The sequence below is a fragment of the Microbacterium sp. AISO3 genome (genome assembly GCF_002204305.1).
GTDB lineage: Bacteria > Actinomycetota > Actinomycetes > Actinomycetales > Microbacteriaceae > Microbacterium > Microbacterium arborescens.
Genome location: NZ_NHRF01000003.1, coordinates 1 through 25,995 on the forward strand (window position 1 = coordinate 1; position 25,995 = coordinate 25,995).

A 25,995-nucleotide genomic window follows, 5' to 3' on the forward strand; every position below is an offset into this window, starting at 1 on the left:
CACCGAAGTGGAGTCGAGGTTATTTGGCATTTGACAAGTGCACGCTGTTGAGTTCTCAAGGATCGGACGCTCCCCCAACTGACCTCACAGCCAGCCCAGAGGGCAACTTCACAACCATACCCCACCCTTGACCTGTTCATAACCAGAGCCGGAGACCGACTCGGTTGTGAGGTGTCGTGGGGACCCTGTGGCAGGTCTTGGACCTGCGACGCTCGGAAGCGTCTGTTTCGGGTTGTTCTCCGCTTGAGGGAGGCGGGACCTTCCGGCCCTCTCGCTCTTCCCTGTGGGGCGAACAAGTAATAAGTTACGCGGCTCCCGGCATCCTGGCAAAGCGGCGCGACATCCCGGGCGTGTCGCGGTCGCAGATCCCCGTCATTCCGCGGGAAGCCGGGGCACGGCGGCCACGAGCTTCGCGGTGTACTCGTCGCGGGGCGACGTGAGCAGCTGAGATGTCGGCCCCTCCTCCACGACGCGACCGGCGCGGAGCACCGTCATGCGCTCGCACAGCGCCGACACGATCGTCAGGTCGTGCGAGACCAGCAGCATGCCGATGCCCTGCTCCGCGGCGAGCCGCTGGAACAGCTCGATGACGTGCATGCGCACCGACGTGTCGAGAGCGCTCACCGGCTCGTCCGCCAGAAGCAGACGGGGGCGAGGCGCGAGGGCACGGGCGATCGCGATGCGTTGGCGCTGCCCACCCGAGAACGCGTCGGGGTAGCGGGACGCCGCCTCCACGTCGAGGTCGACGGCCGTGAGCAGCTCGCCGACCCGCGCGTCGATGCGACTCCGGTCGCGGGTGATACCGAGGGACCGCAGCGGTTCGGCGATGGACTGCCCCACCGTCATCCGCGGGTCGAGCGACGAGAACGGGTCCTGGTAGACCGGCTGCACGGCGCGGCGCAGCGACCGCATCTGCGCGCGGTCGCCGACGCGAAGCGGTGCGCCGTCGAAGAGAGCGCGACCCGATGTCGGTGCCGCCAGGCCCAGCAGCAGGCGGAGAACGGATGTCTTCCCCGCGCCCGACTCCCCCACGAGTCCGACCGTCTCGCCGGGCGCGAGCGAGAGCGAGACATCGTGGAGCACGGCCGCTCCGCGACCGTAGGCGAAGTCGACGTGCTCGAGTGCGAGTTTCGCGTGAGCGTCGGCCGTCATCGGGTTCCCTTCGCCGGCAGGAAGTCGTCGAGAGCGCGCGAGGCGGCGACCAGCTGCGCGGTGTACTCGTGCCGGGGCGACCGGAGCAGCTGCGCCGTGTCGCCGAGCTCGACCTGACGCCCGTCACGCATGACGAGCACGCGGTCGGCGATCTGCGAGACGACCGGCAGATCGTGGCTGATGAACAGCAGCGTCATCCCCCGCTCGGTCACCTCACGCTGGAGCAGATCGAGGATGCCGGCCTGCACGGTGACGTCGAGCGCGGTCGTCGGCTCATCGGCGATGAGGATGCTCGGGCCCGCCGCCAGGGCGAGGGCGATCGCGACGCGCTGCCGCTGGCCCCCGGAGATCTCGTGGATGAACGACCGTGCGATGCGCTCCGGGTCGGGCAGCTGAACATCTGTCAGGGCATCGAGCACGCCGCGCCGCAGCGCGTCTCCGGCCAGCCCGCGGTGCTTCGCGAGCGGCCAGGCCAGCTGCTTGCCCACGCGCATGAGCGGATCGAGCGAGGCCAGCGGCTCTTGGAAGACCGCTGAGATCGTCCGGCCCCGCACCCGATCGAGGCGGCGCGAGGGGGTTCCGACGACCTCCACCTCGCCCTCGGCGGTCGCGATCGTCGCCGATCCGAACGGCGTCAGCGGGTACGCGAGCAGGCCGAGCATCGCGAGGGCGGTCAGCGACTTGCCCGAGCCGGACTCGCCGATGATGCCCAGGCGTTCGCCGGGTTCGAGCGTCACGTCGACGCCGTGCACGAGCGTGCGGTCGTCACCCAGCCGCACGCCGAGACCGGATGCGGTCAGCGCGGCGGTCATCCGATGCTCCTCGTGGTCGGATCGGCGATGTCGCGCAGGCCGTCGGCCAGCAGGTTCGCGCCGATGATGAAGGCGACCAGCAGGACGCCGGGGAGGATCGCCGCGGTCGGGGCGACGAGCACGGTGCTCTGCGCCTCCTCCAGCATCCGGCCCCACGAGGCGTTCGGCGGCGGGGAGCCGAGCCCGAGGTACGACAGCGACGCCTCCGCACCGACCGCTCCGCCGAACTGGAGTGCCAGCGGCACGATGAGGGTGGGCCAGACATTGCGCAGCACGTGCCGGAACACGATGCCCAGCCTGCCCGTGCCCGAGGTGCGTGCAGCAGTGACGTAGTCCATCGCGAGGACGCGCGTCGCGGCGATGCGCGTGAGCCGGGCGATCACCGCCGAGCCGGCGAGGCCGATCGCGAGGATCGCCGAATCGACTGATGCCCCGCGCCAGGCGACGATCAGCATCGCCAGCAGCAGGGTCGGGAAGGCGATCGCGATGTCGAGCAGGCTCGTGAGGGCGTCGTCCACCCATCGGCGTGCGACGGCGGCGAGCAGGCCGAGACCGATACCGACGATCGCCGCGATCAACACCGATCCGAACCCGACGGTGAGGGCCAGCCGCGCTCCGATCATGAGCTGCGTGAACAGGTCGCGGCCGAGGCGGTCGGTGCCGGCCCAGTGCTCGGCGGACGGCGGTTGCAGCCGGCCGCCGCTGGTGTCGTCGAAGGTGAACGGGGTCCACAGCAGCGAGATCAGGCCGATCACCGCGATGGCGCCGAACAGGATGCCGCCGACGGCGAGGTTGATCGAGCGTCGGCGGCGGGGCCGGGTGGGCCGCGTCGCCGGGACGGTGCCCGTGTCGGGAAGGGTCGTTGCCGTCATGTCGCCGCCCTCGCTCTGCGATTGCCCGAGATCGTGTCGCGCAGTCGCGGGTCGATGATGCGCTGCACGATGTCTGCGGCGAAACCGAGCAGAAGAACGAGGGCGGTCGAGAAGAGCAGCACCCCCTGGACGCTCGGGAAGTCCTGCTCCTTGATGCCGACCAGCAGCATGTCACCGAGACCGGGGAGCGCGAAGACCCGCTCGATGATGACCGCGCCGACGAAGGTCGTCGACAGCTGGATCGCGAGGATCGAGATCAACGGGACGACGGCGTTTCGCACGCCGTGACGCCAGATGGCCGTGGCGAAGCTCTGCCCCGTGGCCCGAGCCGCGCGCAGATACTGCTGGCCGAGCACGTCGAGCGTCGCGCTGCGGACGTAACGTGCGAGATCGCTGCCCGCCACGATCGCGATCGTGAGCACCGGAAGCGTGAGTGACACGAGCGCGGCCCCGGGGTCCTCCCAGTCGCGCCGCGGGAAGCCGCCCGCCGGCAGCAATCGCCAGTTCAGCGCGAACACCGCGACGAGCAGGATGCCGACCCAGAAGACGGGAATCGCGCCGCCGAGCTGCGACACGGCCGAGAAGGCGGTTCCGTACCAGGTGCGCGCCTTCCAGGCCGAGATGAACCCCACCGGCACCGCGATCAGCACCGACAGCGTGAACGCGATGAGGGTCAGGGGCAGCGTGACGTTGAGCCGGCGCAGGATCTCATCGCCGACGGGAAGGTTGTTGGTGAACGATCGCCCCAGGTCGAAGCTCGCGAGCTGGCCGAGATAGGCCAGGAACTGCTCCGGGATCGGCCGGTCGACGCCCAGCCGCGCGGCGGCGGCCGCGATCTCGGCATCCGTCGCCCCCACCGAGATGAGAGCGAAGACCGGGTTGCCGAGAACGCGCAGCACGACGAACAGGATCACCACCGCCAGCGCGAACGCCAGCAGCAGCAATCCTGTCCGTCGGATCAGATACCGGGTGATGGAGATCAGGCCTTCGTGATGTCGGAGACGTAGAACAGCGAGTTCAGTCCATTCTTGGGCACGCCCGACACGCCTTCGGCCGCGATGCGCAGCTGCGGGTTGAGGTAGAGCCAGACGCTGGCTGCGTCGTCCGAGATCTGCTGGTTCGCCTTCTTGATCAGTTCGGTCTGCTCATCGACGGATGCCGCGGCCTCCGAGTCGGCCAGCCAGGTCTGCACGTCGGCGTTGTCGTAGCCCCAGTAGAAGTCGGGGTTGCCGTAGAAGTTGATGTCGCGGTCGTTGACGTGGCCCTGCAGCGTCGCCTCGAAGTTCTTCTCGGTGTAGACCTTCTGGTACCACTCGTCGTCGGTGATGATGTTGATGTTCAACGTGATGCCGACCTTCGCCAGCTCCGACTTGAGGAACTCCGCGACCGTCGAGTGGACGCCCGAGTCGGGGGTGTCGACCGTGAACGTGAACCCGCCGGACTGACCGGCCTCGGCGAGCAGCTTCTCCGACAGCGCCGGGTCGTAGGGGTTGTTGTCGGCCAGATCGATGTACCAGGGCTCGGAGGGCGGCACCATCGATCCGATGAGTTCGCCGCGGCCGTCCCAGATCGCATCGAGCAGCTTCTCGCGATCGATCGCGGAGTAGATCGCCTTGCGCACGCGCGCGTCGTTGAACGGAGCGATCCGGTCGTTGAACGCCAGCAGCTCCTTCGTCGTCGAGGTGCCCTCGATGATCTGGAAGCCGGCAGCCTCGAACTCCGCGATGCTGTCGGGGTTCGACTGGCTCGTGACGAGGTCGACCGCACCGGTCGTCAGGGCGTTGTTCAGGGCCGTCGGGTCGGCGTAGTACTGGTAGACGACCCCGCCGTTCTTCGGCGCGACGCCCCAGTAGGAGTCGTTGACGTCGAGGGTGATCGAGTCGCCCTTGCGATAGTCGCCGAGCTCGTAGGGCCCGGTGCCGTCGGCGGTGGCCGTCAGGTCGCCGGCATCCTCGTTGACGATCCAGACGTAGCCGAGGTTGTAGGTGAAGCTGATCGACGGCTGCGAGAGGGTCACCTCGACGGTCTTGTCGTCGACCGCCGTGACGGTGTCGATGACGCTCAACTGGCGCTTGCGCGCCGCGATCGACTCGTCGCCGACGAACCGCTCCAGGCTGTACTTCACATCGGCGGCGGTCAGCTCCTTGCCCGAGTGGAAGGTGGCGTCCTCAAGGGTGAACGTGTAGACGAGACCGTCTGCCGACACGCTGGTCTCCGCGGCCAGCAACGGCTCGACCTGGGCGTCGTCGGTGATCCGGAACAGACCCTCGTACACGTTGCCGGTGAAGACCTCGGTGACGCCCGACGAGCCGCCGAAGATCTGATCGAGGTTGGTCGGCTCGTTCTGCGATCCGACGACGATCTCGGCGTTCGGGTCGCTCGCGCCGGCCGAACCGGCCGGGTCTGCGGATCCGGAGCATCCGGCCAGGACGAGAAGACCGGCCGTCGCAGCCGCGGTGGCGGCGACGATCCGGGAGAAGCCGCGTGAAGTCACGGGTGTTCCTTTGCTGTGTGGAGGGGGCGGCGGAGCGAGGTGCGGGCGCTCCGCCGTTTCGGGTGTTGCAGGAAGGAGATCAGAGCGAGAAGTCGCCGGCGAACCGGACCTTCTTCTCACCGGCGCGAACCGGGAAGGGCAGACGGTTCTGCAGCGGCGGCAGGGGGCAGTTCATCTGGTTCGAGAAGCCGCACGGCGGGACGACGGCCCGGTTGAAGTCGACCGTGACGGGCGTGCTGTCACCGGGGGCCAGGTCGCCGGTCGCGCCCGGGTGGTCGAGGAAGAGGAACCGGCCGGCACCGTAGGACTCGGCGCCGTTGGTCTGGTCGCCGAAGACGAGGTGAAGCTTCGGACCGCCGTAGTTGGTGTCGAAAGCGGCGAGTCGGTACTCGGTGCCGTCGATCTCGAAGACCAGGTCGCCCGAGACCGGGAGGCCGCGCGTCGCGCCGCCGTCCTTGATGTGCTCGAAGGGGACCACCCGGTCTTCATCGACGAGCTCGAAGCGGCCCTCGATCACCCAGGCCGGGTCGTACTCCCAGCGCTCGATGTCTTCGAACGCTTCGTTCGCGGGCGAGTCCTGCCGCCAGATGCGGTAGCCCTCCTGCGGAAGACCGGTCTCGATGTCGGTTCGCTGCAGACGGGTGAGCAGCGCATCGACCGGATGCCCGGCGCGCGCAGTCTCGTCGTCGACGGCGGGCTCGCCCGGAGCCGACCAGTGCGTGAGCACGAGGGCGAGGGATCCCTGCGGGGCCGCGACCGACTCCCGGCGGAAAGCCGCCCAAGCTCGGTAGTCGGACTCAGCCGAGGAGACGGATGCTGCTGCGGATGCGGATGTACTCACCATGACAGGCAACCAAACGTGGGACCGCCACGAGAAATTCCGTGTCGGACTGTTGCGCCCTCAGCGGGACCGCCCGGGGATGTCGGTGCCGCCCGCCCACAGCGCCCACGCGACGAGCACGGGCTGGAGGAAGAGTCGGCCGAAGCGCCGCTCATCGGTGTCGAGTCCGGGAGCCGACGCACCGGTGCGCCACTGGTGCACGTTGCCCGGGAACACGGCGACGAAGAAGGCGGCGATCGCCGCGGCGATGCGACGGCGTTCGCGTGGTAGCGCGAGGAGCCCGGCGCCGAGCATCATCTCGACCGCACCGCTGGCCACGACGATCATGTCCTTATCGGTGCGCAGCAGCCGCGCCGCCCAGTCCGGGACCGCGATGCGATAGCCGCGTCGGAGGACGGTCAGATGCGCCGCTCCCGCCGCGATCAGCAGAGCGGCGAGGGCGAGGCGGGCAACGGTGCGCGGCATCCGATCACGTTACGCCCGTCCGGGCGGTCCGATCACCAGCAGCACGACGTATGCGGCGATGATGCCGATCGCGAGGATCACCGCCAGCACCACGGGACGGCGGACGAACCATCGCAGGAACCGGTCGACCGCGCGCCGGTCGCGCGGGTCGTCGGTCGCCTCGGTCCGCCACTCCCCCTCGAGAAGGCCGCGCCGGCGCAGCACGATCTCGGTCGGCACGGTCGCATAGGGGACCACGGCGGCGCCGACGGCGCAGATCGTCGGGACGATCGACCACCGGTTGTTCCAGGCGACGAGCACGGCGGTCGCGCCATAGCAGAGGAAGACGAAGCCGTGGATGCCGCCGCCGATCGTCACGGCGACCGGCAGGTCGAGCGCTGTGCGGAGAATCAAGCCGAGGATCAGCAGCGTCCACGAGACGGCCTCGGCGATCGCGAGCGAACGGAATGCGGTCGACGGTGTTCGGAACACCCCCGAACCCTATCCAGCCGACCTAGACGATTCCTGCACGGATGCCGTCCATCGAGGCCGCCAGGCCCGGCATGTTGTCGCTCAGCGTGGCGTCGAGCTCGAGCAGCCGCTGGTGAGCCTGCTCCATGACCGCGATGCCCTTGGCCGTGATGCGCAGGTCGGACGCCGAGCCTGCGTGCGCCGTCGCATCGGCGACGAGCCCCTCGTCGACGAGGGTGCGGACGGCGGTGTGCGCGGATTGCACCGTGATGTGCGAGCGACGCGCGAGCTCCGAGAACGAGATACCCGGCTCCGAGCCGATGTGCCCGAGCAGGCCGAACTTGCGGGTGGAGAGGCCGAGGTCGCGCAGGGCTGCGGAGAGCCGGCCTTCCCACGACGCCGAGACGGCGATGAGCGCGATGACCGGGCTGAAGCGCGGCTCGCGCGTGAGGGCAGGAGTTTCCGACACGGTCACGATTGTAGGAGGCGGGGGCTCACTCGTGCGGGTGATAGCCGCCAGAAAAGCTGTGTCGCATCCCTAACGCGCCGCGCGCCGTTCGTCAAGGACCGAGCGTCGACGCGAGCGGATGTTCATGATGAGTTCCACGGAAGAAGCGGGGAGGTCACCATGATCACGAACGAAGAGCAGGACGAGCAACACACCGACATCCGCGGCGAGAAGCCGTTCGGTCAATGGCTCGGACTGATCAACGGCGGCCGCTGACGCCACGCGAAAGCCCCCGGCATCCTCTCTCGCGAGGAGGATGCCGGGGGCTTCGTCATTCTCGGGAGCGCGACGTTTTACATAGCTAGCCTATGCATGTTGTATAGTGAAGCTATGCAGTTGCCCGACTCCCCTATCCGCCTGATGTCGGCGTCGAGCCGGTTCAACCGGGCTGTGGCCCGCCGAGTCGAGACGTCCGCCGCCGCAGGAACCTGGCGTGCGCTCGCCGCCCTCGACGAGCTGGGCCCCACACGGGTCAGCGACCTCGCCGAGTGGCAGCGCGTGAGCCAGCCGACCATGACGACGCTGGTTCGCCGGATGGAAGCGGAGGGCCTCGTGGATCGTGCACCCGACCCCGAGGACGGCCGGGCCTCGCTCGTGTCGATCACCGACGAGGGGCGGCGCCAGTTCGAGGCGTTCCGCTCGCAAGCGCTGGAGGTGACCGCGCCGGCGTGGTCGCGGCTCAGCGACGCCGACCGGTCGGCTCTCGCGCGCGCGGCCGAGGTTCTCGCCGCGCTGCTCGAGGAGCCGGAACTGCAATGACCCCGACAGACTCCGACGAGAGGAAGGTGCGCGTGACGAGCGCGACGAAAACAGAACGGTCCGCGACCGGCGATCAGACGAAGGCGACAGCCGAGACCGCGAAGGCGTCGATCTGGCGCCAACCCGTCGCGGTATGGGCAATCGCCTTCGCCTGCACGGTGTCGTTCATGGGCATCGGCCTGGTCGATCCGATCCTCCCGGCGATCAGCCGCGAGCTGGATGCGACGCCGTCCGAGACGATGCTCCTGTTCACCAGCTACCTCTTCATCACCGGCATCGTCATGCTCTTCGCCAGCTGGGTGTCGTCGAGACTCGGCGTGAAGAAGACCCTGCTGCTGGGGCTCGCCCTCATCGTCGTCTTCGCTGCGGCCGCAGGCCTCTCCGGTGGCGTGGTCGAGATCATCGGATTCCGCGCCGGTTGGGGAATCGGCAACGCGCTCTTCATCGCGACGGCGCTGGCCGCCATCGTCGGGGCCGCCAGCGGCGGAAGCCGTCAGGCGATCGTGCTGTACGAGGCATCCCTCGGCATCGGCCTCGCGGTCGGACCGCTCCTCGGCGGCGCGCTCGGCGAGCTGTCGTGGCGCGGCCCCTTCTTCGGGACCGCGGCGCTCATGGCCATCGCGCTCCTCGCGATCCTCGTCGTGTTCCGCTCCCCCGCACCCGCTGCCGGGGCCGCAGCGCCGGCGAAGGTGTCGCTTCTCGCGTCGTTCCGTGCGCTGCGCAACCCGGCCCTGCTGACCCTGTCACTGACGGCGTTCTTCTACAACGTCGCGTTCTTCGTGCTTCTGGCCTACAGCCCGTACCCGATCGAGTCCGCCGCGGCGCAGGCCGGGATGACGTTCGGAGCGCACGAGCTCGGCCTCGTCTTCTTCGGCTGGGGACTCGCCGTGGCGCTCACCTCGGTGCTCGCAGCCCCCCTGCTGACCCGCCGGCTGGGCCTGCGCCCCGTGCTCTTCACGATGCTCGGGCTGCTGGCCGTCGCCGAAGCCGTCCTCGCGATCGGCATCGACAGCGCCACCGTGCTCATCGTCACTGTCATCGTCGCCGGCCTGTTCCTCGGCGTGCTCAACACAGCACTGACCGAGGCCGTCATGGAGGCCACCGACCTGCCCCGGAACGTCGCGAGCGGCACCTACTCGGGCGTGCGCTTCATCGGTGGCGCGATCGCTCCCGCCGTGGCAGGCCCCCTCGCCGCCGCGATCACCCCGAGTGCGCCGTACTGGCTCGGTGTCGCCGCGCTCGTCGTCGCGATCGCGATCCTCGCCGCCGCAGGCCGTACGCTGCGCCACCTCGGCCGCCCGCACGAGACCGCGATCGCCGAGGCCGCCGACATCGGCCAGGGCGACGCCTGACCGGAGGACATCTGCATGTCGGAGGGCGGGCTCCTGAAAGCCACCCTCCGACATGCTCTTCTCCGCGTGAACTGAAGCGCGGGGCGCACGCACAGCCCGGGGCGCGTCAGCCGCGCAGCGAGCCGACCAGGTGCGCGACGCCGTAGGCGTAGGCCTCGTCGAGATCCCCGCCGAGTCGGAACGCGCCGGCGAGCTCCATCGTGACAAAGCCCGTCGCCCACGCCGTCAGCAACCGCGCGGCATCCAGGGCGTGGCCGGCACCGACGGCGGCGGTCGTGGCTCGAAGAACCGGCGCGCTCGTCGCCGCGAGCTTGTCGGGATCGACCGTGCTCGTGAAGAGCAGGCGGAACGCCTCGGGGCGCTCACGCCCGAAGCGCCGGAAGGCGCCGAGCATCTCTTCGAGACCGCCGGATGCCGCGTCGAGACGTTTCGTCAGATCGTCCGCAGCCGCGCCACCGACGAGAGCCAGAAGGGCTTCACGGTCACGCACGCGTTTGTAGAGCGACGGCGCCTTCACCCCGACCGCCTGAGCCACCGCCTGCATAGTCACTGCAGAGATACCTCCGCTTTCGAGCAGCGCCGTTGCCGCGTCGATGATGCTCACGAGCGTTGTTCGTTCCGGTGTCGGCATCGCCCCTCCCAAAGCTACGCTCATAAGCTATCATGGCTACACACATTAGCCATGACCCGAGGACATCATGCAACTCACTCATTCACTCCATCGGATCGGCAACGACATCGTCGCCGCTTACCTCATCGTCACAGCCGAAGGCATCACCGTCGTCGACGCCGGCCTGCCCGGCTTTCATCGCGACCTGCGACGCGAGCTGGCCGGCATCGGGCGCACCCTCGACGACATCCGCGGTGTGGTCCTCACCCACGGCGACAGCGACCACGTCGGCTTCGCGGAACGGCTGCGGCGCGAGCACGGCGTTCCCGTCTACGTCCACGCTGCGGATGCCGCTCGCGCGCGCGGCGGCGAGAAGCCAAAGACCCCGCTCGGTCCCGTCCGTCTCGGTCCCCTTCTGCAATTCGCCGCCTACGGCGCGCGAAAGGGGATGCGGCCGCAGTGGCTGACCGCCGTCGAGGAGGTCTCCGGCGGGGACGTCCTGCCGCTGCCCGGCGAACCTCGCGTCATCGACATGCCGGGCCACTCCCCGGGCAGTGTCGCCGTGTACTCCCCCGCCGCCGCAGCCATCTTCGTGGGCGACGCGCTGACCACTCGGCACGTGCTGACCGGGCGCTCCGGCCCCGGCCCGGCGCCCTTCACCGATGACCCCGCCGAGGCGATCGCCTCGCTCGACCGCATTGCCGGCCTGCCCGCCGCGTGGGTGCTGCCGGGACACGGACCGGCGTTCCACGGCTCACCGGCCGAGGCTGTCGCCGCGGTTCAGGCAGCCAGCTCGTAGGAGAGGCGCGTTGATCGAGCCAGCAGCGGAGCTCTCACCCCATGCCCGACATCCGGTCCCACTCGATCGACCGGAACTGCAGGTACGCACACAGATCGCTCGCGACGCGCAGTTCGGCTGCAAAGCCGGCCAGCCGCTGCGGACTGACCGTCAGGTCTTCATCCCTCCCCGTGAGCGTGATCACCCACTCAGCCCGGTCGGGTCCCGCAGGTTGCATATAGACCTCTGCCGGCGTCCCGAACGGAACCATGATCACAAGACCGGTGTCTTTGCCGAGAGACTCGTCTTGGATGGCGACCTTGAACGACGACGACGTCCGCGGCCCGGTCGCAAGATAGTCGGCCAGCCATTGCTCGAGGAGAGCCTTCGAGCGCACGGGGTATCGGGGCCGGTGGCGGGTCTCGGAGTTCATGTCGTCAGCGTAAGCGACGGTGTGGGCGCCGGCGTTCCCGTAGGGCGACGCCTGGCCCCCGGGCATCCGCGTGTCGGAGGGCGGGCTCCGGGAAGCCACCCTCCGACACGCTTTTCTCCTCCGACGGGGATGCGGGTCAATCGCCTTTCACGTTGACCAGCTGACGCAGCGTGTGCCGCACCTCGACGAGGTCGGCCGCATCCGCCATGACGCGATCGATCGGCTTGTAGGCCTGCGGGATCTCGTCGATGAAGGCATCCGTGTCGCGGAACTCGATGCCCATCATGGCCTCACGCAGCTGGTCGTGCGTGAAGGTTCGGCGCGCGGCCGACCGCGAGTACTCCCGCCCCGCCCCGTGCGGCGACGAGTTCAGTGACAGCGGGTTGCCGAGCCCCGAGACGACGTACGACGCCGTCCCCATGGATCCCGGGATGAGGCCGGGCCGGCCGGCATCCGCCTGAATCGCGCCCTTGCGCGACACCCACACCTGCTTGCCGAAGTGCTTCTCGCTCTCGGTGAAGTTGTGGTGGCAGTTGATGCGCTCGAGCTCCTCGACGTCGGCGCCCATCGTCTCGGACAGCTGACGGGCGACGCGGTCCATCATCTCCTCGCGGTTCAGGAGCGCGAAGTGCTGCGCCCACCGGAGCTCGCGGATATAGCGCCGGAACTCCTCCGTGCCCTCGGCGAGGTACGCCAGGTCGGGATCGGGCAGGTCGATCCACCACTGCTTCGCGAGCCGCTGAGCGACGCCGATGTGGTGCGTCGCGATTCTGTTGCCCACTCCCCGCGAGCCGGAGTGCAGGAACATCCACACCGCGTCGGTCTCGTCGACCGACACCTCGATGAAGTGGTTGCCCGAGCCGAGCGACCCGAGCTGGTTGCGCCAGTGCCCGGCGTAGCGCGCGGGGTCGAACTCGTGCTTCTCGGCGAGCTCCTCCAGCTCGGCGATGCGCGGCTCGGCGGTCGCGACGACCTTGCGGTTGTCGCGACCGGCCGACAGCGGAATCGCCCGCTCGATCTGCTCGCGCAGCGTCCCCAGGTCGCGGCCGAGCAGCTGCGACTTCGTGAACTGCGTGCGGACGGCGATCATGCCGCACCCGATGTCGACGCCGACGGCAGCCGGCATGATCGCCCCGAGCGTCGGGATGACCGACCCGACGGTCGCCCCCTTGCCGAGGTGCGCATCGGGCATGAGCGCCAGATGCGGGTGGATGAACGGCATGCCAGACGCGGTGCGAGCCTGATCGAGGGTCTTCTCGTCGATGATGCTCGCCCATGACAGCAGCCTGTTCGAGAGCTTCTCCATGGTTCCTTTCCTTGTGATGACGGTCCGGGAACGGGCGCATGGAGAGGAACACACGAACGCCCCGGACCTGTGCGGTGCGGGGCGTGCTGACAGTGGCGGGTCAGGCGTCTCGCACCGGAGGGTACGACTCATTGCGGAGCTGGAACTGGTCCAGGTCCGCTGCGATCAGGCGCTCGTTGCGCATGGTCATGTCGTTCCTCCGGTGATGCCGTGCCTCGTGGCGCAGCCTCGCAACCCTATGCGTGGGCATGGCGCGGCGTCAACGAAAAAGTGGCGCGTGCGCCGGGAACCGCCGGAGCGATCCCGTCACACGCGCCACTTTCGTGCGCGAGTCAGCTTAGAAGTCCCAGTCCTCGTCTTCGGTGGCCTCGGCCTTGCCGATGACGTACGACGAGCCCGACCCCGAGAAGAAGTCGTGGTTCTCGTCTGCGTTCGGCGACAGGGCCGACAGAATCGCCGGGTTCACGTTGGTGACCGTGGCGGGGAACATCGCCTCGAATCCGAGGTTCATCAGCGCCTTGTTGGCGTTGTAGTGCAGGAACTTCTTGACGTCCTCGGTCAGGCCGACGGCGTCGTAGAGGTCCTGCGTGTACTGCACCTCGTTGTCGTAGAGCTCGTAGAGCAGCGAGAACGTGTAGTCCTTGATCTCGTCGCGCTCGGCCTGCGAGAGCTGCTCGTAGCCCTTCTGGAACTTGTAGCCGATGTAGTAGCCGTGCACGGCCTCGTCACGGATGATGAGGCGGATGATGTCGGCGGTGTTCGTCAGCTTCGCCTTCGCCGACCAGTGCAGCGGCAGGTAGAACCCCGAGTAGAAGAGGAACGACTCGAGCAGGGTCGAGGCGACCTTGCGCTTAAGTGGCTCGTCACCACGGTAGTAATCCATGACGATCGAGGCCTTCTTCTGAAGGTTCGGGTTCTCGACCGACCAGCGGAACGCGTCGTCGATCTCGGGCGTCGAGGCGAGCGTCGAGAAGATCGACGAGTAGCTCTTCGCGTGCACCGACTCCATGAACGCGATGTTCGTGTAGACGGCCTCCTCGTGCGGGGTGATCGCATCGGGGATGAGCGAGACGGCGCCGACGGTGCCCTGGATCGTGTCGAGGAGCGTCAGCCCCGTGAACACGCGCATGGTGAGCGTCTGCTCGTCGGGCGTCAGCGTGTTCCACGACTGGATGTCGTTCGACAGCGGCACCTTCTCGGGCAGCCAGAAGTTGTTCACCAGACGGTTCCAGACCTCGAGGTCCTTGTCGTCCTGGATGCGGTTCCAGTTGATCGCCTGCACGTGGTCGACGAGCTTGAGCGGTTCGGGAGTCATTTCGGCTTCAGTTCCTGGTTCGGGTTCCGGCATCCGTCACAGCATGCAGCTGACGCACTCGGACATATCGGTGCCCTCGAGCGCCATCTGCCGCAGGCGGATGTAGTAGATCGTCTTGATGCCCTTGCGCCAGGCGTAGATCTGGGCCTTGTTGATGTCGCGCGTGGTCGCGGTGTCCTTGAAGAACAGCGTGAGCGACAGACCCTGGTCGACGTGCTGGGTCGCGGCGGCGTAGGTGTCGATGACCTTCTCGTAGCCGATCTCGTACGCGTCCTCGTAGTACTCGAGGTTGTCGTTCGTCATGAACGGCGCCGGGTAGTAGACGCGGCCGAGCTTGCCTTCCTTGCGGATCTCGATCTTCGACGCGATCGGGTGGATCGACGACGTCGAGTTGTTGATGTACGAGATCGAGCCGGTCGGGGGCACCGCCTGCAGGTTCTGGTTGTAGATGCCGTGCTGCTGGATGGATGCCTTCAGCTCGCGCCAGTCGTCCTGCGTGGGGATGTGGATGCCGTCGAACAGACCCTTCACCTTGTCGGTCTGGGGCGCCCACTCCTGCTCGATGTACTTGTCGAAGAACTCGCCCGACGCGTAGGTCGAGTCGGGGAAGCCCTCGAAGTACGTGCCGCGCTCGATCGCGATCTTGTTCGAGGCCCGCAGCGCGTGGAACAGCACCGTGTAGAAGTAGATGTTCGTGAAGTCCAGGCCCTCTTCGGAGCCGTAGTGGACGTGCTCGCGCGCCAGGTAGCCGTGCAGGTTCATCTGTCCGAGCCCGATCGCGTGCGAACGGTCGTTGCCGTCCTCGATCGAGCGGACCGAGGCGATGTGACTCTGGTCGCTGACCGCGGTGAGGGCACGGATGCTGGTCTCGACGGTCTGGGCGAGGTCCTTGCCGTCCATCGCGAGCGCGATGTTCATCGACCCCAGGTTGCAGGAGATGTCCTTGCCGATCTGGGCGTACGAGAGGTCTTCGTTGTACGTCGTCGGGGTGTTGACCTGGAGGATCTCCGAGCACAGGTTCGACATGTTGATCCGGCCCTTGATCGGGTTGGCCTTGTTCACCGTGTCCTCGAACATGATGTACGGGTAGCCCGACTCGAACTGGATCTCGGCGAGGGTCTGGAAGAACTCGCGCGCGTTGATCTTCGTCTTCTTGATGCGCGCGTCGTCGACCATCTCGCGATACTTCTCGGTGACCGAGATGTCGCCGAACGGAACGCCGTAGACCTTCTCGACGTCGTAGGGCGAGAACAGGTACATGTCCTCGCCGTTCTTGGCGAGCTCGAAGGTGATGTCGGGGATGACGACACCCAGCGACAGCGTCTTGATGCGGATCTTCTCGTCGGCGTTCTCGCGCTTGGTGTCGAGGAACTTCAGGATGTCGGGGTGGTGCGCCGAGAGGTACACCGCGCCGGCGCCCTGACGCGCGCCGAGCTGGTTGGCGTAGCTGAAGCTGTCTTCGAGCAGCTTCATGACGGGGATGATGCCCGACGACTGGTTCTCGATCTGCTTGATCGGAGCACCGGCCTCGCGGATGTTCGACAGCAGCAGAGCCACGCCGCCGCCGCGCTTCGAGAGCTGCAGGGCGGAGTTGATGCCGCGGGCGATCGACTCCATGTTGTCTTCGATGCGGAGCAGGAAGCACGACACGAGCTCGCCGCGCTGCGCCTTGCCGGTGTTGAGGAACGTCGGGGTGGCGGGCTGGAAACGACCCGAGATGATCTCGTCGACGAGCTGCATCGCGAGGTTCTCGTCACCGTCGGCGAGACCGAGGGCGGTCATCACAACGCGGTCCTCGAAGCGCTCGAGGTAACGCTTGCCGTCGAAGGTCTTCAGCGTGTAGCTCGTGTAGTACTTGAACGCGCCGAGGAAGGTCTCGAAGCGGAACTTCTTGCCGTAGGCGAAGTCGTTGAGCTTCTGGATGAACTCGAGCGAGTACTTCTCGATGACCTTGGGCTCGTAGTACTCCTTCTCGACGAGGTAGTCGAGACGCTCCTTGAGGGAGTGGAAGAAGACCGTGTTCTGGTTGACGTGCTGGAGGAAGTACTCCCGCGCCGCGCGCTTGTCGGCGTCGAACTGGATCTTGCCGTCCGCGCCGTAGAGGTTGAGCATCGCGTTGAGGGCGTGGTAGTCGAGCCCGTCGAAGCGCGCGTCGACCTTGAAGCCGTTATCGGTCAAGGCTGTTTCCAGTGCTGATTCCACCATCGTTCCAATCCTGCGCTCACGCGCTCGACGTCTTCGGGCGTGCCGAACAGTTCCACCTTGTCCAAGTGCGGCACGGAGCACTTGCGGCTGATGATGTCGCCGGCGAGGCAGTACGACTCGCCGAAATTCGTGTTGCCGGTGGAGATGACTCCACGGAGCAGGGTGCGGTTGCGCACATCGTTCAAGAAGCGAACGACCTGCTTGGGCACCGCACCCTTCTCCTCACCGCGCCCCTGTCCCCCGCCGTAGGTAGGGGTGACGAGCACGAAAGGCTCGGTCATGACGAGGGGCGTCGGTGAGGAGTGAAGGGGGATGCGGAGCGCCGGCAGTCCGAGCTTGTCGATGAATCGCGCGGTGTTGCCGGAGACGCTCGAGAAGTACACGAGCAGAGGCGCCCGCGTCGCGACCGCCGTGCTCATGGCTCAGGCGAAGCGAGCGGCCAGCTCGTCGATCTTGTCGGGACGGAAGCCCGACCAGTGGTCCTCGTCGGTGATGACGACGGGGGCCTGCAGGTAGCCGAGCGACTTGACGCGCTCGAGTGCCGCCGGGTCCTCGGAGAGGTCGAGGACGTCGTATTCGATGCCCTTGGAGTCCAGCGCACGGTACGTCGCGTTGCACTGCACGCAGGAGGGCTTGGTGTAGACCGTGATCGCCATGTCGAGTGTGGTTTCCCTTCGCTTCTTACGCATCTCCGGCTGAGAACCCGCCGGGACCTCAATACTACATATGGGTGCCGACATCGGGGGGCACCACAAGGGGTAGTAGTTACAAGTCTGTAGTTTTGCACCGCTCTCCCCAGGTACAACACATCTTGTCCACCGTTTCATCCACAGATCGCGAGATCGGTCGAAGCCCGGTTCGGCGCGTGATTCCGCGCTTCCTCGAGGTGCTCGCGCAGTCTGTCCACAGGTCGGACGGTAGACCGACCCACCGACATCCGATTCGGACCGATCTCGTCGCTTCGGCGTGTCGCGGGCGTGTCGCGGCGATGCTCGACCGAACGTCGCCGAGGAGCCCCCGGAATCGCTACCGTTGAGGGGTGGCGGGATACGGAGAACTGCTGCGCACACCGGGTGTCGCGCGCATCATCGCCGCACAGTTGACCGCGCGCTTTCCGAGCGGGATGACGAGCCTCGCCATCCTGCTCCACATCGAGCACGTGACCGGTTCCTACGGGTCCGCCGGTCTGGTCCTGGCGGCCACCTCAGTCGGACAGGCGATCGCCGGCCCGGTGACGAGTCGATGGATGGGCGTCTGGGGCATGCGGCGCGTGCTGACGCTGACGCTCGCCGTCTGCGCGGCGGCGATCGGCCTACTCGCGGTGCTCGACGTCCCGCTGTGGGTCTACATGACACTCGGCCTCATCGCGGGCCTGTCGACCCCGCCGGTGCAGTCGGCCGTGCGCACGATCTACCCCAAGATGGTCACCTCGCGGCAGCTCACACCGCTCTTCTCGCTCGACGCGTCGCTGCAGGAGATCATCTGGATCATCGCGCCGGTGCTCATCACCTTCGTGGCGCTGCAGGCCGGTACCGTGCCGGGGCTGCTGCTCGTCGTCGTCATCCTCATCGGCGGCGGGGCGTGGTTCATCTCCTCCCCCGAGCTCGGCCGCGTCCGCATCCCGCGCAGCCGGCGCAGCCTGGGCCGTGTGCTGCTGAAGCCGCCGGTCATGCTCGCGACTGCGACCGGGTTCCTCCTCATCGGCGCGTGCTCCGCGGTCGAAGCGGGCGTCGTCGCCTCGTTCGGTCACGGCGGCCTCGAGTCCGGCATCGTGCTCGCGGTGTTCGCCGTCGGCAGTCTCGCGGGCGGCCTGTCGTTCGGTCACATCCCGATCGGGCGCTGGGCCATGGCTCGCCGCTTCCTCATCGTCACCGTCGGGCTCGCGGCGACGATCTTCTCGCTCAACGCCTGGTGGCTCGGCGGCTCGCTCCTGGTCGCGGGCATCGGTATCGCGCCGGCGCTGGCGGTCATGTTCGCCATCACCTCGGCGAGCGTGAAGTTCAGCGAGACGGCGGAGGCCTACGGCTGGATCGGTACCGGCCAGCTCATCGGAGCGGCCGCGGGTTCGGCCATCGCGGGATTCCTCATCGACGGTGTCGGCCCCCAGGGCGCCTACGTCGCCGCGACGCTGTTCGCGGCGGCCGGCCTCATCGTCGCCGCGACGTGCGTGCAGTGGTTCCCCGATCTCCGCGGGCGCGACTCGTCACCGATACCCGACACCGAGCCCGTCCACACGATCACGTGAGGCTGGTTCTGCGGTACCGACCGCTCAGTCGTTGACGCGTCGCAGCATCGCGAGCACCGCTGCCGCGTAGGCGTCCTCGGGCTGCGGATGCTCGAACGCCAGCTCCTCGCCGGCGAACTCGATCTCCACACGGTGGGTGTCGGCGAGCCGGCGCAGGCTCCGGAATCCGCCGCGCAGCATCTCGCGCAGCTGGTCCTCGCGAGGAAGCCACAGCGCCTCGTCGAGCGCGACGGAGTCGAGCGCCCATTCGGTCGTGCCGTTGAACGCGAGGATCGTGCCGGTCGGATACCGACGCGGTTCGACCGTCATCTCGCTGACGGTGAAGATGTCGGCCTCGAACTCCGGCTCGTTGAGCTGAAAACGGTCTCCGGATGCCGGGTGCCAGACGAGCCCGGCCTCGCGCAGGGCGAGCGCGGCGTCGGTCGAGATCATGTCCCCATCCTGCACCAGGACATCGGGTGCACGGCGGGCCCCGCCGGACACACCACCCGCTGCGCGGGGGCGGGAGCAGAATGGATGCCGTGAGCGACTTCGACTCGGCCCGATACCTGCCCGACGACCTCCTCGACCGGATCCGCGGGCGCGCCGCGGGCGTCGATGCCGACAACGTCTTCCCCGAAGACGACCTCGCCGAGCTACGGGAGGCGGGCTACCTCGGCATCCTCGTTCCGGAAGAGCTCGGCGGCGCGGGCCTGTCGCTCGCGCAGGCATCCGTTCTGCAGCAGCGACTCGCCGGTGCTGCACCCGCGACAGCCCTCGCGATCAACATGCACCTCGTGTGGACCGGTGTCGCCAAGGTGCTGTCCGACCGCGGTGACGACGCCCTGCGCTTCGTGCAGGAGGGCGCCGCAGCGGGCGAGGTGTTCGCGTTCGGAATCAGCGAGGCGGGCAACGACCTCGTCCTGTTCGGCAGCGACACCGTCGCCGAGCCTCAGCCGGATGGCGGATACGCCTTCACGGGCACGAAGATCTTCACCTCGCTCGCACCGGTGTGGGACCGCCTCGGACTCCACGGCCTCGACACCACGAGCGAGGACGCACCGAAGCTGGTGTTCGCCTTCGTCGACCGCACCGACGCGGTGCGCACGCGCGACGATTGGGACACCGTCGGCATGCGCGGAACCCAGTCGCGCACGACAGAGCTGCACGGCGCGGTCGCATCGCCCGGCCGTATCGTGCGCCGCCTCTCTCCCGGCCCGAACCCGGATCCGCTCGTGTTCGGGATCTTCTCGGTCTTCGAGCTGCTGCTCGCGTCGGTGTACACCGGCATCGCCCGGCGCGCCCTCGACCTCGCTGTCGTGGCCGCGACGTCGCGCACGTCGAAGAAGACGGGGATGGCGTACAGCCAGGATCCCGACATCCGCTGGCGCATCGCCGACATGGCGCTGACGTACGACGGGATGCTGCCGCAGCTCGAGGCGATCGCGCACGACATCGATGAACGGGCCGATCACGGCGGCCTGTGGTTCGCGAAGCTCAGCGGCCTGAAGCACCGCGCGGTCACGGCGGCGAAGGCCGTCGTCGACGAGGCGATGCTCGTGGCGGGCGGTTCGTCGTACTTCTCCCGCTCCGAGCTCGGCCGCCTCTACCGCGACGTCATCGCGGGGATGTTCCACCCCTCCGACCCGGAGTCCGCCCACAGCACCGTCGCCACCGCCTGGCTCGGCCCCCTGACCCCCTGACCTCCTGACCCTCTGCCCGCGCGGTGCCTCCGTGCCGGTCGAGTCGCCACGAAACGCGGATGCCGGGGCCCCCGGATCCGCACTTCCTGGCGACTCGACGGGGTCGGGAAGGGCCGGGAAGGGAGGGATCCGATCAGCGGGTCTCTAGGTCGTAGGCCTTGAGCAGCTCGGCGACGGCCTGCTCGCGGTCCGCGCCGCCGTTCTCGAACATGTGCGTCACGTGGGTGCGGAGGTGGTTCTCGATGAGGAGCTTGTCGAGCGACGCGAGGGCCTTCTGGATGGCCCGTGACTGGGCGATGATGTCCATGCAGTAGTCCTCGTTCTCGATCATCCGGGCCAGCCCGCGGACCTGTCCTTCGAGGATGCTCGTGCGGCGCAGGGCTCGCTTCTGGATGTCGTCGATCACGCGGTCAGGATACGCCGTGACCGGCCCCGCCCGGCGAACCACCGTGGGAGGATGACCGGATGGCACGCACGCCGACCTCCCTGCTCTCCCCCGCCGACCAGGCTCGACGCCAGGGCCTGCGGCGGATGAAGGCCGTCGCCCTCGGTGCGCTGATCTTCATGGCGATCGTCTTCGCGATCTCGTTCCCCCTGCAGCAGACCGTCCCCGCGTTCGGATACGTCCGCGCCGCCGCGGAGGGCGGCATGGTCGGAGCTCTCGCCGACTGGTTCGCGGTCACCGCGCTGTTCCGGCATCCGCTCGGCCTGCCCATTCCGCATACCGCGATCATCCCGAGACGCAAGGATGAGATAGGCCGCACCCTGGGTGAGTTCGTCGAGACGAATTTCCTCGAAGCCGGCGTCATCCGCGGCAAGCTCGAGTCGATAGGCATCGCGACGCGGCTCGGCGCGTGGCTGCGGCGCCCCGAGAACGCCGAGCGCGTGTCGGCCGAGGCGTCGGCTGCGGCATCCGGCATCCTCACCGCGCTGAGCGACGACGAGGTGCAGGACCTCCTCGAAGACCTGGCGCGCGAGCACCTGCTGGCGCCCTCGTGGGGCCCGTCGATCGGCGGGTGGCTCGAGCGTGTCGTCGGCGCCGGGGCCCACCACGGTGCGGTCGACCTCGCGATCGACAACATCGAGACCTGGCTCGTCGCAAATCGCTCGGTGTTCACCGGGCTCGTCTCCCGCCGCCTGCCGTCGTGGCTGCCGTCGGTGGCGACACGGCTCGTCGACGACACGGTCTACCGCGAGGCGCTGACGTTCGTCGCAGCCGTGCGCAGCGATCCCGAGCACCCGGCGCGGAAGGCGATCGACGGCTACCTCGCTCGTCTCGCCGGCGATCTGCAGGGCGAGACCGACACGGCGGCGCGGCTCGAGGCGGCCAAGGCGGCGGTCTTCGACAGTCCCCGTGTCCGTGCCCTGGCCGCCGAGGCGTGGGGCACGGCGAAGGCCGGTCTCGTCCGTTCACTCGGTGACGCCGAGAGCCCGCTCCGCCGCCGCATCGCGGCCGCGCTCACCGAGGTCGGCGAACGTCTGTCGACCGATCCGGCGCTGCAGCAGCGCATCGACGCCCGCGTCATCGACGCCGCCGCGACGCTCGTTGCCCGCCATCGCGCCGACATCGCCTCGGTGATCACCGAGACGGTCGAGCGCTGGGATGCCCAGGAGACGACCGAGAAGATCGAGCTCATGGTCGGCCGCGATCTGCAGTACATCCGGCTCAACGGCACGATCGTGGGATCGCTCGCCGGACTCGTCATCTTCACGATCGCGCATGCGGTCTTCGGCGCGGGAGGATGATTCCATGACGACGCTCATCCTCGTGCGACATGCCAAGAGCGACTGGGGCTCGCCCGCCCTCGATGACCACGACCGTCCGCTGAACGAGCGCGGCATGCGCGACGCCCCCGCGATGGCCGAGCGCCTGGCGGCCACCGGTGTCACCGTCGAGCGCATCCTCGCGTCGACGGCGCTTCGTGCTCGCACGACGGCCGCAGCCTTCGGCACCGCACTCGGGCTCGAACCCGACCTGCGCGACGAGCTCTACGGCGCTTCGGCACGCGCGCTCCTCGACGCGGCGAGCGGCAGCGGTGCTCGCTCGGTGCTCGTGGTCGCGCACGACCCGGGGATGACGGTGCTCGCCGAACGCTTGTCGAACGGCGGCATCGGCGGAATGCCGACGTGCGCGGTGGCCACCTTCATGTGGCGGACCGACGACTGGGATGTCGCGACCGCGACCGATCCCGACGAGTGGAGCTTCGACAGCCCGAAGGGCTGAGTCCGCGCCGCAGGCTACGGCTCAGACGACGGCGACGACCGTGCCGCCGGTCAGACGCACCAGGTCGTCGAAGGTCAGCGGGAAGACGGTGTGCGGGGTGCCGCCGGCCGCCCAGATCTCGTCGTACTGCGCGAGGTCTTCGTCGATGAGCGTCGTGAGGGGCGCGGGGTGTCCCGTCGGCGCGACCCCGCCGATCGCCTGGCCCGTCGCGGCACGCACCTGTTCGACGCTCGCGCGCGTGATCGCGCTGCGTCCCGTGCGCTCGGCAAGGGCGGCGGTGTCGACGCGGTGCGCGCCGCTGGTCATGACCAGCAGCGGCTCACCGTCCGACCAGAAGACCAGGCTGTTGGCGATCGCCCCCACTTCGACGCCGAGCGCTGCAGCGGCGAGGGCGGCGGTGGATGCGGCATCCGGCAGCACGACGATGTCGCCGGGGATGCCGGCGGCGCGCAGGGACTCGTGGACGATACGGCTTCGCGAAGGCAGATCGGTGGTCACGCTGACACTCTAGAAGAGGCACAATGGGCGGGGTGCCGCAACGCCGCGGCACGGAGAGCACGAGCCCACAAGGCTCCGCCGAAAGAGGATCGCGATGACCCACGCCCTGCCCCTGCCCGATTTCACGCACGAGCGCGTGGAGGTGATCTCGGGGCGGCGAAGCGGCCTGTTCATCGCCGCCGCGTTGCACTCCTCGGTGCTCGGCCCCGCCCTGGGCGGCGCCCGGGTGTGGACCTACCCGCACTGGAGCGATGCCCTCGGCGACGCCCTGCGCCTGTCGGCGGCGATGACGCTGAAGAACGCGGCCGCGGGTCTGGATGCCGGTGGCGGCAAGGCTGTGATCGGACTGCCTCCGGGGACCGTGCTCGACGCCGAGCGTCGACGGGCGGCATTCCTCGATCTCGGTGACGCTGTCGAGTCGCTGGGCGGCCTGTACCGCACGGCGGAGGATGTCGGCTCGACCACCGACGACATGCTGACCGTCAGCGAGCGCACGGCGCACGTCGTGGGGCTCCCCGACCGTGTGGGCGGCTCGGGCGAGCCCGCAGGCCCCACGAGCATCGGCGTGCACGCGTCGCTGCTCGCGACGTTCGAGCGCGCGACCGGTTCTCGCGAGGTCGCCGGACGCCGGGTCACGATCGCCGGGCTCGGACAGGTGGGCAGCCGGCTTGCCGTGCAGCTCGCCGCCGAGGGCGCGGAGCTCACCGTGACCGATGTGAACCCGGCCAAGCGCGAGCTCGCGACGAGCCTGGGCGCCACCTGGATCGAGCCCGCCGAGGCCCACCTCGCCTCGGCCGACGTGTTCGTGCCCGCCGGCATCGGCGGCGTGCTGACCGACGAGGTGATCGACGCCCTCGATGCGCGGGCGGTGTGCGGACCGGCGAACAACCCGCTGGCGCACCGTTCCGGCGCCGACCGGCTGGCCGCCCGCGGCATCCTGTACGCCCCCGACTTCGTCGTGAACGCCGGCGGCGTCATCTACCTCGACCTCGCCGCCAAGCAGCGCGACCGCAGCGAGATCGCGACGCGTGTCGAGGGCATCGGCGATGTCCTGCGGCGCATCTTCGACGAGGCCGACGCGCGCGGTGTCACCCCGCTCGCCGCCGCGGAGTCGCTGGCCGCCGAACGCCTCGCCGCCGGAGCCGCCCGCGACGCCCTGGTCTGACCCCGGTCAGGTCGGCTGCCCGCTCGCTTCCGCGCGGACGCGGATGCAAGGGATCGTGGCCGACACGCCGGCGGAGCGGCATCCGCGCCGGCGCGCCGCGCCCGATCCCTTGCATCCCGGCACCATCATCCACGGCGCAGGCGGGGGCTCAGATCTGCAGGATGGCGCGCGCGATCAGGAAGTACAGGATCAGGCCGCTGGCGTCGACGAAGGTCGTGATGAACGGGTTCGAGAAGACAGCGGGGTCCACCCGGATGGCCCGTGCGAGAAGCGGCATGACTCCCCCGACCGTCGCGGCCATCGTGCACACCGCGATCAGGGTCGCCCCGATGACGAGTCCGATGCGCGGCTCGTACACGAGCGACGTGACCGCGAACCCGACGAGCCCCAGGATGCTGCCGAGGAAGAATCCCACCCGCACCTCGCGGCTCAGCACCCGCACGACATCGCGGGGTCGCACATCCCCCAGCGCGAGCGCACGCGTGACCGTCGTCGCCGCCTGGTTGCCGGTGTTACCGCCGGTTCCGATGAGCAGCGGGACGAACAGCGCGAGCACCGTGATCTGGGCGAGCGTCGCCTCGAACGCCGACAGCACCTGCACGGTCAGGGTCGCTCCGACAGCCAGCACCAGCAGCCAGACGACGCGTGACCGCACGATCTGCAGGATCGGCGTCGAGAGGTAGGGCCGGCGCAGCGGCTCGGCGCCGCCCTGGCGCGCGGCATCCTCGCTCTCCTCGTGCTCCAGGATGCGGGCGGCGTCGTCGACCGTCAGGATGCCGACGAGCCGCTCCTCACTGTCGACGATGGGCAGCGCGAGCAGGCCCCGCTCGGTGCAGCGACGCGCGGCGGTCTCGGCGTCGTCGTCCACGCTCGCGGTCTGCGCGCTCTGCATGATGTCGCGCACGTCGGCGTCGGGGTCGGCGGCGAGCAGGTCGCGCAGGCTGACGACCCCGGCGACGCGACGACCCGCGTCGACGACGGGGAGCGTGTACACCGTCTCGGCGTCGTGCAGACGCGCCCGCACCCGGTCGAGCGCGCCCGCGACCCTGCTGCCGATCGGAACCGACACGAACTCCGGGCTCATGCGGCGCCCGATCGAGCCGCGACGGTAGCCGAGCACGGCGGCGGTCATCTCGCGCTCGTGAGCGGGAAGCCCGCGCATCAGCCGGGATGCGAGCGAGGCCGGCAGCTCGTCGACGAGCCAGGCGCGGTCGTCGGGATCGAGGTCGCCGAAGATGTGCGCCACCTCGGCGTCGCGCAGGTCTCCGATGAGCTCCCCCTGCATGTTCGGCGAGAGCGCTTCGAAGACCTGCAGCGCGTGGTCCTTCGGCAGCAGCCGGTAGGCGACGGCGCGGCGACGACCGTCGAGTCGCTCGAGCACCTCGGCGAGACGCCCGGGCTCGACGTCGGCGAGAGCGGCCGCGGCCGACGGCAGATCACCGCGCGACAGGGGCGCGGCGATGCCGTCGACGACGATGGTCAGTTCGTTGATCTGCTCCGGAGTCATGGGAGCCCTCCTCATGTGGACGCGCGCACATCCGTGGCATCGTCACGAAGACGACGGCACGGAGAACATCGCGAAGCCTGCTGGCGCGTCGCACCGCGGCTCGTCCGCTCAGGAGTCGATTCGGTCGACGAGCGGGCCGGCAGCGGGCACGGCGCTGATGATCTCGCGATGGCAACTATCACCGCTCATTGAGCACCTCACCTCGCTTCCTTTTTCTCGCAGGTCGACGACGGGCAGATGAGGATCTGCCGTCGATCACGGGCCGGGCGGCGGCACATCGGATGCCGCGGGCCGAACCCCGCCGACCATGCTACGCCTCGCA

At 68.6% G+C, this 25,995-nt stretch carries 28 protein-coding genes; 8 read left to right on the forward strand and 20 right to left on the reverse strand.

The window, feature by feature from the left end:
* Nucleotides 1-372: 372 nt before the first annotated feature.
* From CBF90_RS05090 to CBF90_RS05130, 9 genes are all read right to left on the reverse strand, one after another.
* Nucleotides 373-1,152 carry an ABC transporter ATP-binding protein gene (locus CBF90_RS05090; protein WP_088380072.1) on the reverse strand — a complete coding sequence of 260 codons (780 nt, stop codon included), beginning with the start codon at nucleotides 1,150-1,152 and terminating at the stop codon, nucleotides 373-375.
* The gene (locus tag CBF90_RS05095) at nucleotides 1,149-1,964 is read right to left on the reverse strand and encodes an ABC transporter ATP-binding protein (protein WP_071917974.1); all 816 of its coding nucleotides are present in this window, start codon (nucleotides 1,962-1,964) and stop codon (nucleotides 1,149-1,151) included. Before CBF90_RS05095 ends, CBF90_RS05090 begins: the two co-directional genes overlap by 4 nt.
* Nucleotides 1,961-2,836, reverse strand: coding sequence for an ABC transporter permease (locus tag CBF90_RS05100; RefSeq protein ID WP_023954584.1), 876 nt, complete (start codon nucleotides 2,834-2,836; stop codon nucleotides 1,961-1,963). The genes CBF90_RS05095 and CBF90_RS05100 overlap by 4 nt, the downstream gene beginning before the upstream one ends.
* Nucleotides 2,833-3,819, reverse strand: coding sequence for an ABC transporter permease (locus CBF90_RS05105; protein WP_306460398.1), 987 nt, complete (start codon nucleotides 3,817-3,819; stop codon nucleotides 2,833-2,835). Before CBF90_RS05105 ends, CBF90_RS05100 begins: the two co-directional genes overlap by 4 nt.
* Nucleotides 3,816-5,330, reverse strand: a complete 1,515-nt coding sequence (locus CBF90_RS05110) for an ABC transporter substrate-binding protein (RefSeq protein WP_023954586.1) — start codon at nucleotides 5,328-5,330, stop codon at nucleotides 3,816-3,818. Before CBF90_RS05110 ends, CBF90_RS05105 begins: the two co-directional genes overlap by 4 nt.
* Before the next feature lie 79 nt (nucleotides 5,331-5,409).
* Nucleotides 5,410-6,174, reverse strand: coding sequence for a DUF1684 domain-containing protein (locus tag CBF90_RS05115; protein WP_064954913.1), 765 nt, complete (start codon nucleotides 6,172-6,174; stop codon nucleotides 5,410-5,412).
* Between the two features lie 57 nt (nucleotides 6,175-6,231).
* A complete protein-coding gene (locus CBF90_RS05120; RefSeq protein ID WP_023954591.1) occupies nucleotides 6,232-6,636 on the reverse strand; it encodes a hypothetical protein in 405 nt (134 codons plus the stop codon).
* A 9-nt stretch (nucleotides 6,637-6,645) separates the two neighbouring features.
* Nucleotides 6,646-7,107 (reverse strand): DUF3817 domain-containing protein, encoded by a 462-nt coding sequence (locus CBF90_RS05125; protein ID WP_088380073.1) that lies wholly within the window; start codon nucleotides 7,105-7,107, stop codon nucleotides 6,646-6,648.
* 22 nt (nucleotides 7,108-7,129) lie between these two features.
* Entirely contained in the window at nucleotides 7,130-7,555 is a 426-nt protein-coding gene (locus CBF90_RS05130; RefSeq protein ID WP_081731878.1) for a MarR family winged helix-turn-helix transcriptional regulator, read from the reverse strand.
* Between the two features lie 369 nt (nucleotides 7,556-7,924).
* On the opposite strand from CBF90_RS05130, the gene CBF90_RS05135 reads away from it, so the two are divergent.
* Together CBF90_RS05135 and CBF90_RS05140 are read left to right on the forward strand one after the other, a co-directional pair.
* The gene (locus tag CBF90_RS05135; RefSeq protein ID WP_064954916.1) at nucleotides 7,925-8,353 is read left to right on the forward strand and encodes a MarR family winged helix-turn-helix transcriptional regulator; all 429 of its coding nucleotides are present in this window, start codon (nucleotides 7,925-7,927) and stop codon (nucleotides 8,351-8,353) included.
* Nucleotides 8,350-9,705 (forward strand): MFS transporter, encoded by a 1,356-nt coding sequence (locus CBF90_RS05140; RefSeq protein ID WP_023954595.1) that lies wholly within the window; start codon nucleotides 8,350-8,352, stop codon nucleotides 9,703-9,705. The genes CBF90_RS05135 and CBF90_RS05140 overlap by 4 nt, the downstream gene beginning before the upstream one ends.
* A gap of 106 nt (nucleotides 9,706-9,811) precedes the next feature.
* Here the strand turns inward: CBF90_RS05140 and CBF90_RS05145 are convergent, their stop codons facing one another.
* Nucleotides 9,812-10,309 (reverse strand): TetR/AcrR family transcriptional regulator, encoded by a 498-nt coding sequence (locus tag CBF90_RS05145; protein WP_242435594.1) that lies wholly within the window; start codon nucleotides 10,307-10,309, stop codon nucleotides 9,812-9,814.
* A 94-nt stretch (nucleotides 10,310-10,403) separates the two neighbouring features.
* Between CBF90_RS05145 and CBF90_RS05150 the strand changes: the two genes are divergently transcribed.
* Nucleotides 10,404-11,114, forward strand: a complete 711-nt coding sequence (locus CBF90_RS05150) for an MBL fold metallo-hydrolase (RefSeq protein ID WP_088380075.1) — start codon at nucleotides 10,404-10,406, stop codon at nucleotides 11,112-11,114.
* Between the two features lie 34 nt (nucleotides 11,115-11,148).
* Here CBF90_RS05150 and CBF90_RS05155 read toward each other — a convergent pair whose 3' ends face one another.
* From CBF90_RS05155 to nrdH, 6 genes are all read right to left on the reverse strand, one after another.
* Nucleotides 11,149-11,526, reverse strand: a complete 378-nt coding sequence (locus CBF90_RS05155; RefSeq protein ID WP_141097132.1) for a hypothetical protein — start codon at nucleotides 11,524-11,526, stop codon at nucleotides 11,149-11,151.
* 136 nt (nucleotides 11,527-11,662) lie between these two features.
* The gene (locus CBF90_RS05160; protein ID WP_064954920.1) at nucleotides 11,663-12,832 is read right to left on the reverse strand and encodes an RtcB family protein; all 1,170 of its coding nucleotides are present in this window, start codon (nucleotides 12,830-12,832) and stop codon (nucleotides 11,663-11,665) included.
* A gap of 337 nt (nucleotides 12,833-13,169) precedes the next feature.
* The gene (nrdF, locus tag CBF90_RS05165) at nucleotides 13,170-14,147 is read right to left on the reverse strand and encodes a class 1b ribonucleoside-diphosphate reductase subunit beta (RefSeq protein ID WP_023954600.1); all 978 of its coding nucleotides are present in this window, start codon (nucleotides 14,145-14,147) and stop codon (nucleotides 13,170-13,172) included.
* A gap of 36 nt (nucleotides 14,148-14,183) precedes the next feature.
* A complete protein-coding gene (gene nrdE, locus CBF90_RS05170) occupies nucleotides 14,184-16,352 on the reverse strand; it encodes a class 1b ribonucleoside-diphosphate reductase subunit alpha (RefSeq protein WP_023954601.1) in 2,169 nt (722 codons plus the stop codon).
* On the reverse strand, nucleotides 16,322-16,771 hold the full coding sequence (gene nrdI, locus CBF90_RS05175) for a class Ib ribonucleoside-diphosphate reductase assembly flavoprotein NrdI (RefSeq protein WP_023954602.1): 450 nt from the start codon (nucleotides 16,769-16,771) through the stop codon (nucleotides 16,322-16,324). Before nrdI ends, nrdE begins: the two co-directional genes overlap by 31 nt.
* Nucleotides 16,772-16,774: 3 nt before the next feature.
* Nucleotides 16,775-17,008, reverse strand: a complete 234-nt coding sequence (gene nrdH / locus CBF90_RS05180; RefSeq protein WP_023954603.1) for a glutaredoxin-like protein NrdH — start codon at nucleotides 17,006-17,008, stop codon at nucleotides 16,775-16,777.
* Nucleotides 17,009-17,391: 383 nt separating this feature from the next.
* On the opposite strand from nrdH, the gene CBF90_RS05185 reads away from it, so the two are divergent.
* Nucleotides 17,392-18,597, forward strand: a complete 1,206-nt coding sequence (locus CBF90_RS05185) for an MFS transporter (RefSeq protein ID WP_023954604.1) — start codon at nucleotides 17,392-17,394, stop codon at nucleotides 18,595-18,597.
* Nucleotides 18,598-18,621: 24 nt separating this feature from the next.
* On the opposite strand, the gene CBF90_RS05190 is transcribed toward CBF90_RS05185, so the two are convergent.
* Nucleotides 18,622-19,029: a hypothetical protein gene (locus tag CBF90_RS05190; RefSeq protein WP_023954605.1), complete on the reverse strand. Its 408-nt coding sequence runs from the start codon at nucleotides 19,027-19,029 to the stop codon at nucleotides 18,622-18,624.
* Between the two features lie 80 nt (nucleotides 19,030-19,109).
* Here CBF90_RS05190 and CBF90_RS05195 point away from each other — a divergent pair, with 80 nt between their 5' ends.
* Complete coding sequence (locus CBF90_RS05195; RefSeq protein ID WP_088380077.1) at nucleotides 19,110-20,279, forward strand: acyl-CoA dehydrogenase family protein; 1,170 nt, start codon at nucleotides 19,110-19,112, stop codon at nucleotides 20,277-20,279.
* Nucleotides 20,280-20,412: 133 nt separating this feature from the next.
* Here the strand turns inward: CBF90_RS05195 and CBF90_RS05200 are convergent, their stop codons facing one another.
* A complete protein-coding gene (locus CBF90_RS05200; protein WP_023954607.1) occupies nucleotides 20,413-20,685 on the reverse strand; it encodes a metal-sensitive transcriptional regulator in 273 nt (90 codons plus the stop codon).
* 59 nt (nucleotides 20,686-20,744) lie between these two features.
* On the opposite strand from CBF90_RS05200, the gene CBF90_RS05205 reads away from it, so the two are divergent.
* Together CBF90_RS05205 and CBF90_RS05210 are read left to right on the forward strand one after the other, a co-directional pair.
* Nucleotides 20,745-22,025 carry a DUF445 domain-containing protein gene (locus CBF90_RS05205; RefSeq protein ID WP_088380078.1) on the forward strand — a complete coding sequence of 427 codons (1,281 nt, stop codon included), beginning with the start codon at nucleotides 20,745-20,747 and terminating at the stop codon, nucleotides 22,023-22,025.
* A 4-nt stretch (nucleotides 22,026-22,029) separates the two neighbouring features.
* Nucleotides 22,030-22,503, forward strand: coding sequence for a histidine phosphatase family protein (locus CBF90_RS05210; RefSeq protein ID WP_023954609.1), 474 nt, complete (start codon nucleotides 22,030-22,032; stop codon nucleotides 22,501-22,503).
* A gap of 21 nt (nucleotides 22,504-22,524) precedes the next feature.
* On the opposite strand, the gene CBF90_RS05215 is transcribed toward CBF90_RS05210, so the two are convergent.
* Nucleotides 22,525-23,001, reverse strand: a complete 477-nt coding sequence (locus CBF90_RS05215; protein WP_023954610.1) for a YbaK/EbsC family protein — start codon at nucleotides 22,999-23,001, stop codon at nucleotides 22,525-22,527.
* Nucleotides 23,002-23,095: 94 nt separating this feature from the next.
* Here CBF90_RS05215 and CBF90_RS05220 point away from each other — a divergent pair, with 94 nt between their 5' ends.
* On the forward strand, nucleotides 23,096-24,166 hold the full coding sequence (locus CBF90_RS05220) for a Glu/Leu/Phe/Val dehydrogenase family protein (RefSeq protein WP_088380079.1): 1,071 nt from the start codon (nucleotides 23,096-23,098) through the stop codon (nucleotides 24,164-24,166).
* A gap of 148 nt (nucleotides 24,167-24,314) precedes the next feature.
* Here the strand turns inward: CBF90_RS05220 and mgtE are convergent, their stop codons facing one another.
* Nucleotides 24,315-25,673, reverse strand: coding sequence for a magnesium transporter (mgtE, locus tag CBF90_RS05225; protein WP_088380080.1), 1,359 nt, complete (start codon nucleotides 25,671-25,673; stop codon nucleotides 24,315-24,317).
* Nucleotides 25,674-25,995: the final 322 nt, after the last annotated feature.

What these genes read in the sequence shown, in the direction of transcription:
- CBF90_RS05090 (WP_088380072.1), bottom strand. Translation starts at nt 1,152, where the DNA reads ATGACGGCCGACGCTCACGCGAAACTCGCACTCGAGCACGTCGACTTC.
- nrdF (WP_023954600.1), bottom strand. Translation starts at nt 14,147, where the DNA reads ATGACTCCCGAACCGCTCAAGCTCGTCGACCACGTGCAGGCGATCAAC.
- CBF90_RS05095 (WP_071917974.1), bottom strand. Translation starts at nt 1,964, where the DNA reads ATGACCGCCGCGCTGACCGCATCCGGTCTCGGCGTGCGGCTGGGTGAC.
- CBF90_RS05210 (WP_023954609.1), top strand. Translation starts at nt 22,030, where the DNA reads ATGACGACGCTCATCCTCGTGCGACATGCCAAGAGCGACTGGGGCTCG.
- nrdI (WP_023954602.1), bottom strand. Translation starts at nt 16,771, where the DNA reads ATGAGCACGGCGGTCGCGACGCGGGCGCCTCTGCTCGTGTACTTCTCG.
- CBF90_RS05220 (WP_088380079.1), top strand. Translation starts at nt 23,096, where the DNA reads ATGACCCACGCCCTGCCCCTGCCCGATTTCACGCACGAGCGCGTGGAG.
- mgtE (WP_088380080.1), bottom strand. Translation starts at nt 25,673, where the DNA reads ATGACTCCGGAGCAGATCAACGAACTGACCATCGTCGTCGACGGCATC.
- CBF90_RS05195 (WP_088380077.1), top strand. Translation starts at nt 19,110, where the DNA reads ATGGATGCCGTGAGCGACTTCGACTCGGCCCGATACCTGCCCGACGAC.
- nrdH (WP_023954603.1), bottom strand. Translation starts at nt 17,008, where the DNA reads ATGGCGATCACGGTCTACACCAAGCCCTCCTGCGTGCAGTGCAACGCG.
- CBF90_RS05120 (WP_023954591.1), bottom strand. Translation starts at nt 6,636, where the DNA reads ATGCCGCGCACCGTTGCCCGCCTCGCCCTCGCCGCTCTGCTGATCGCG.
- CBF90_RS05155 (WP_141097132.1), bottom strand. Translation starts at nt 11,526, where the DNA reads ATGAACTCCGAGACCCGCCACCGGCCCCGATACCCCGTGCGCTCGAAG.
- CBF90_RS05140 (WP_023954595.1), top strand. Translation starts at nt 8,350, where the DNA reads ATGACCCCGACAGACTCCGACGAGAGGAAGGTGCGCGTGACGAGCGCG.
- CBF90_RS05135 (WP_064954916.1), top strand. Translation starts at nt 7,925, where the DNA reads ATGCAGTTGCCCGACTCCCCTATCCGCCTGATGTCGGCGTCGAGCCGG.
- CBF90_RS05150 (WP_088380075.1), top strand. Translation starts at nt 10,404, where the DNA reads ATGCAACTCACTCATTCACTCCATCGGATCGGCAACGACATCGTCGCC.
- CBF90_RS05115 (WP_064954913.1), bottom strand. Translation starts at nt 6,174, where the DNA reads ATGGTGAGTACATCCGCATCCGCAGCAGCATCCGTCTCCTCGGCTGAG.
- CBF90_RS05190 (WP_023954605.1), bottom strand. Translation starts at nt 19,029, where the DNA reads ATGATCTCGACCGACGCCGCGCTCGCCCTGCGCGAGGCCGGGCTCGTC.
- nrdE (WP_023954601.1), bottom strand. Translation starts at nt 16,352, where the DNA reads ATGGTGGAATCAGCACTGGAAACAGCCTTGACCGATAACGGCTTCAAG.
- CBF90_RS05205 (WP_088380078.1), top strand. Translation starts at nt 20,745, where the DNA reads ATGGCACGCACGCCGACCTCCCTGCTCTCCCCCGCCGACCAGGCTCGA.
- CBF90_RS05100 (WP_023954584.1), bottom strand. Translation starts at nt 2,836, where the DNA reads ATGACGGCAACGACCCTTCCCGACACGGGCACCGTCCCGGCGACGCGG.
- CBF90_RS05160 (WP_064954920.1), bottom strand. Translation starts at nt 12,832, where the DNA reads ATGGAGAAGCTCTCGAACAGGCTGCTGTCATGGGCGAGCATCATCGAC.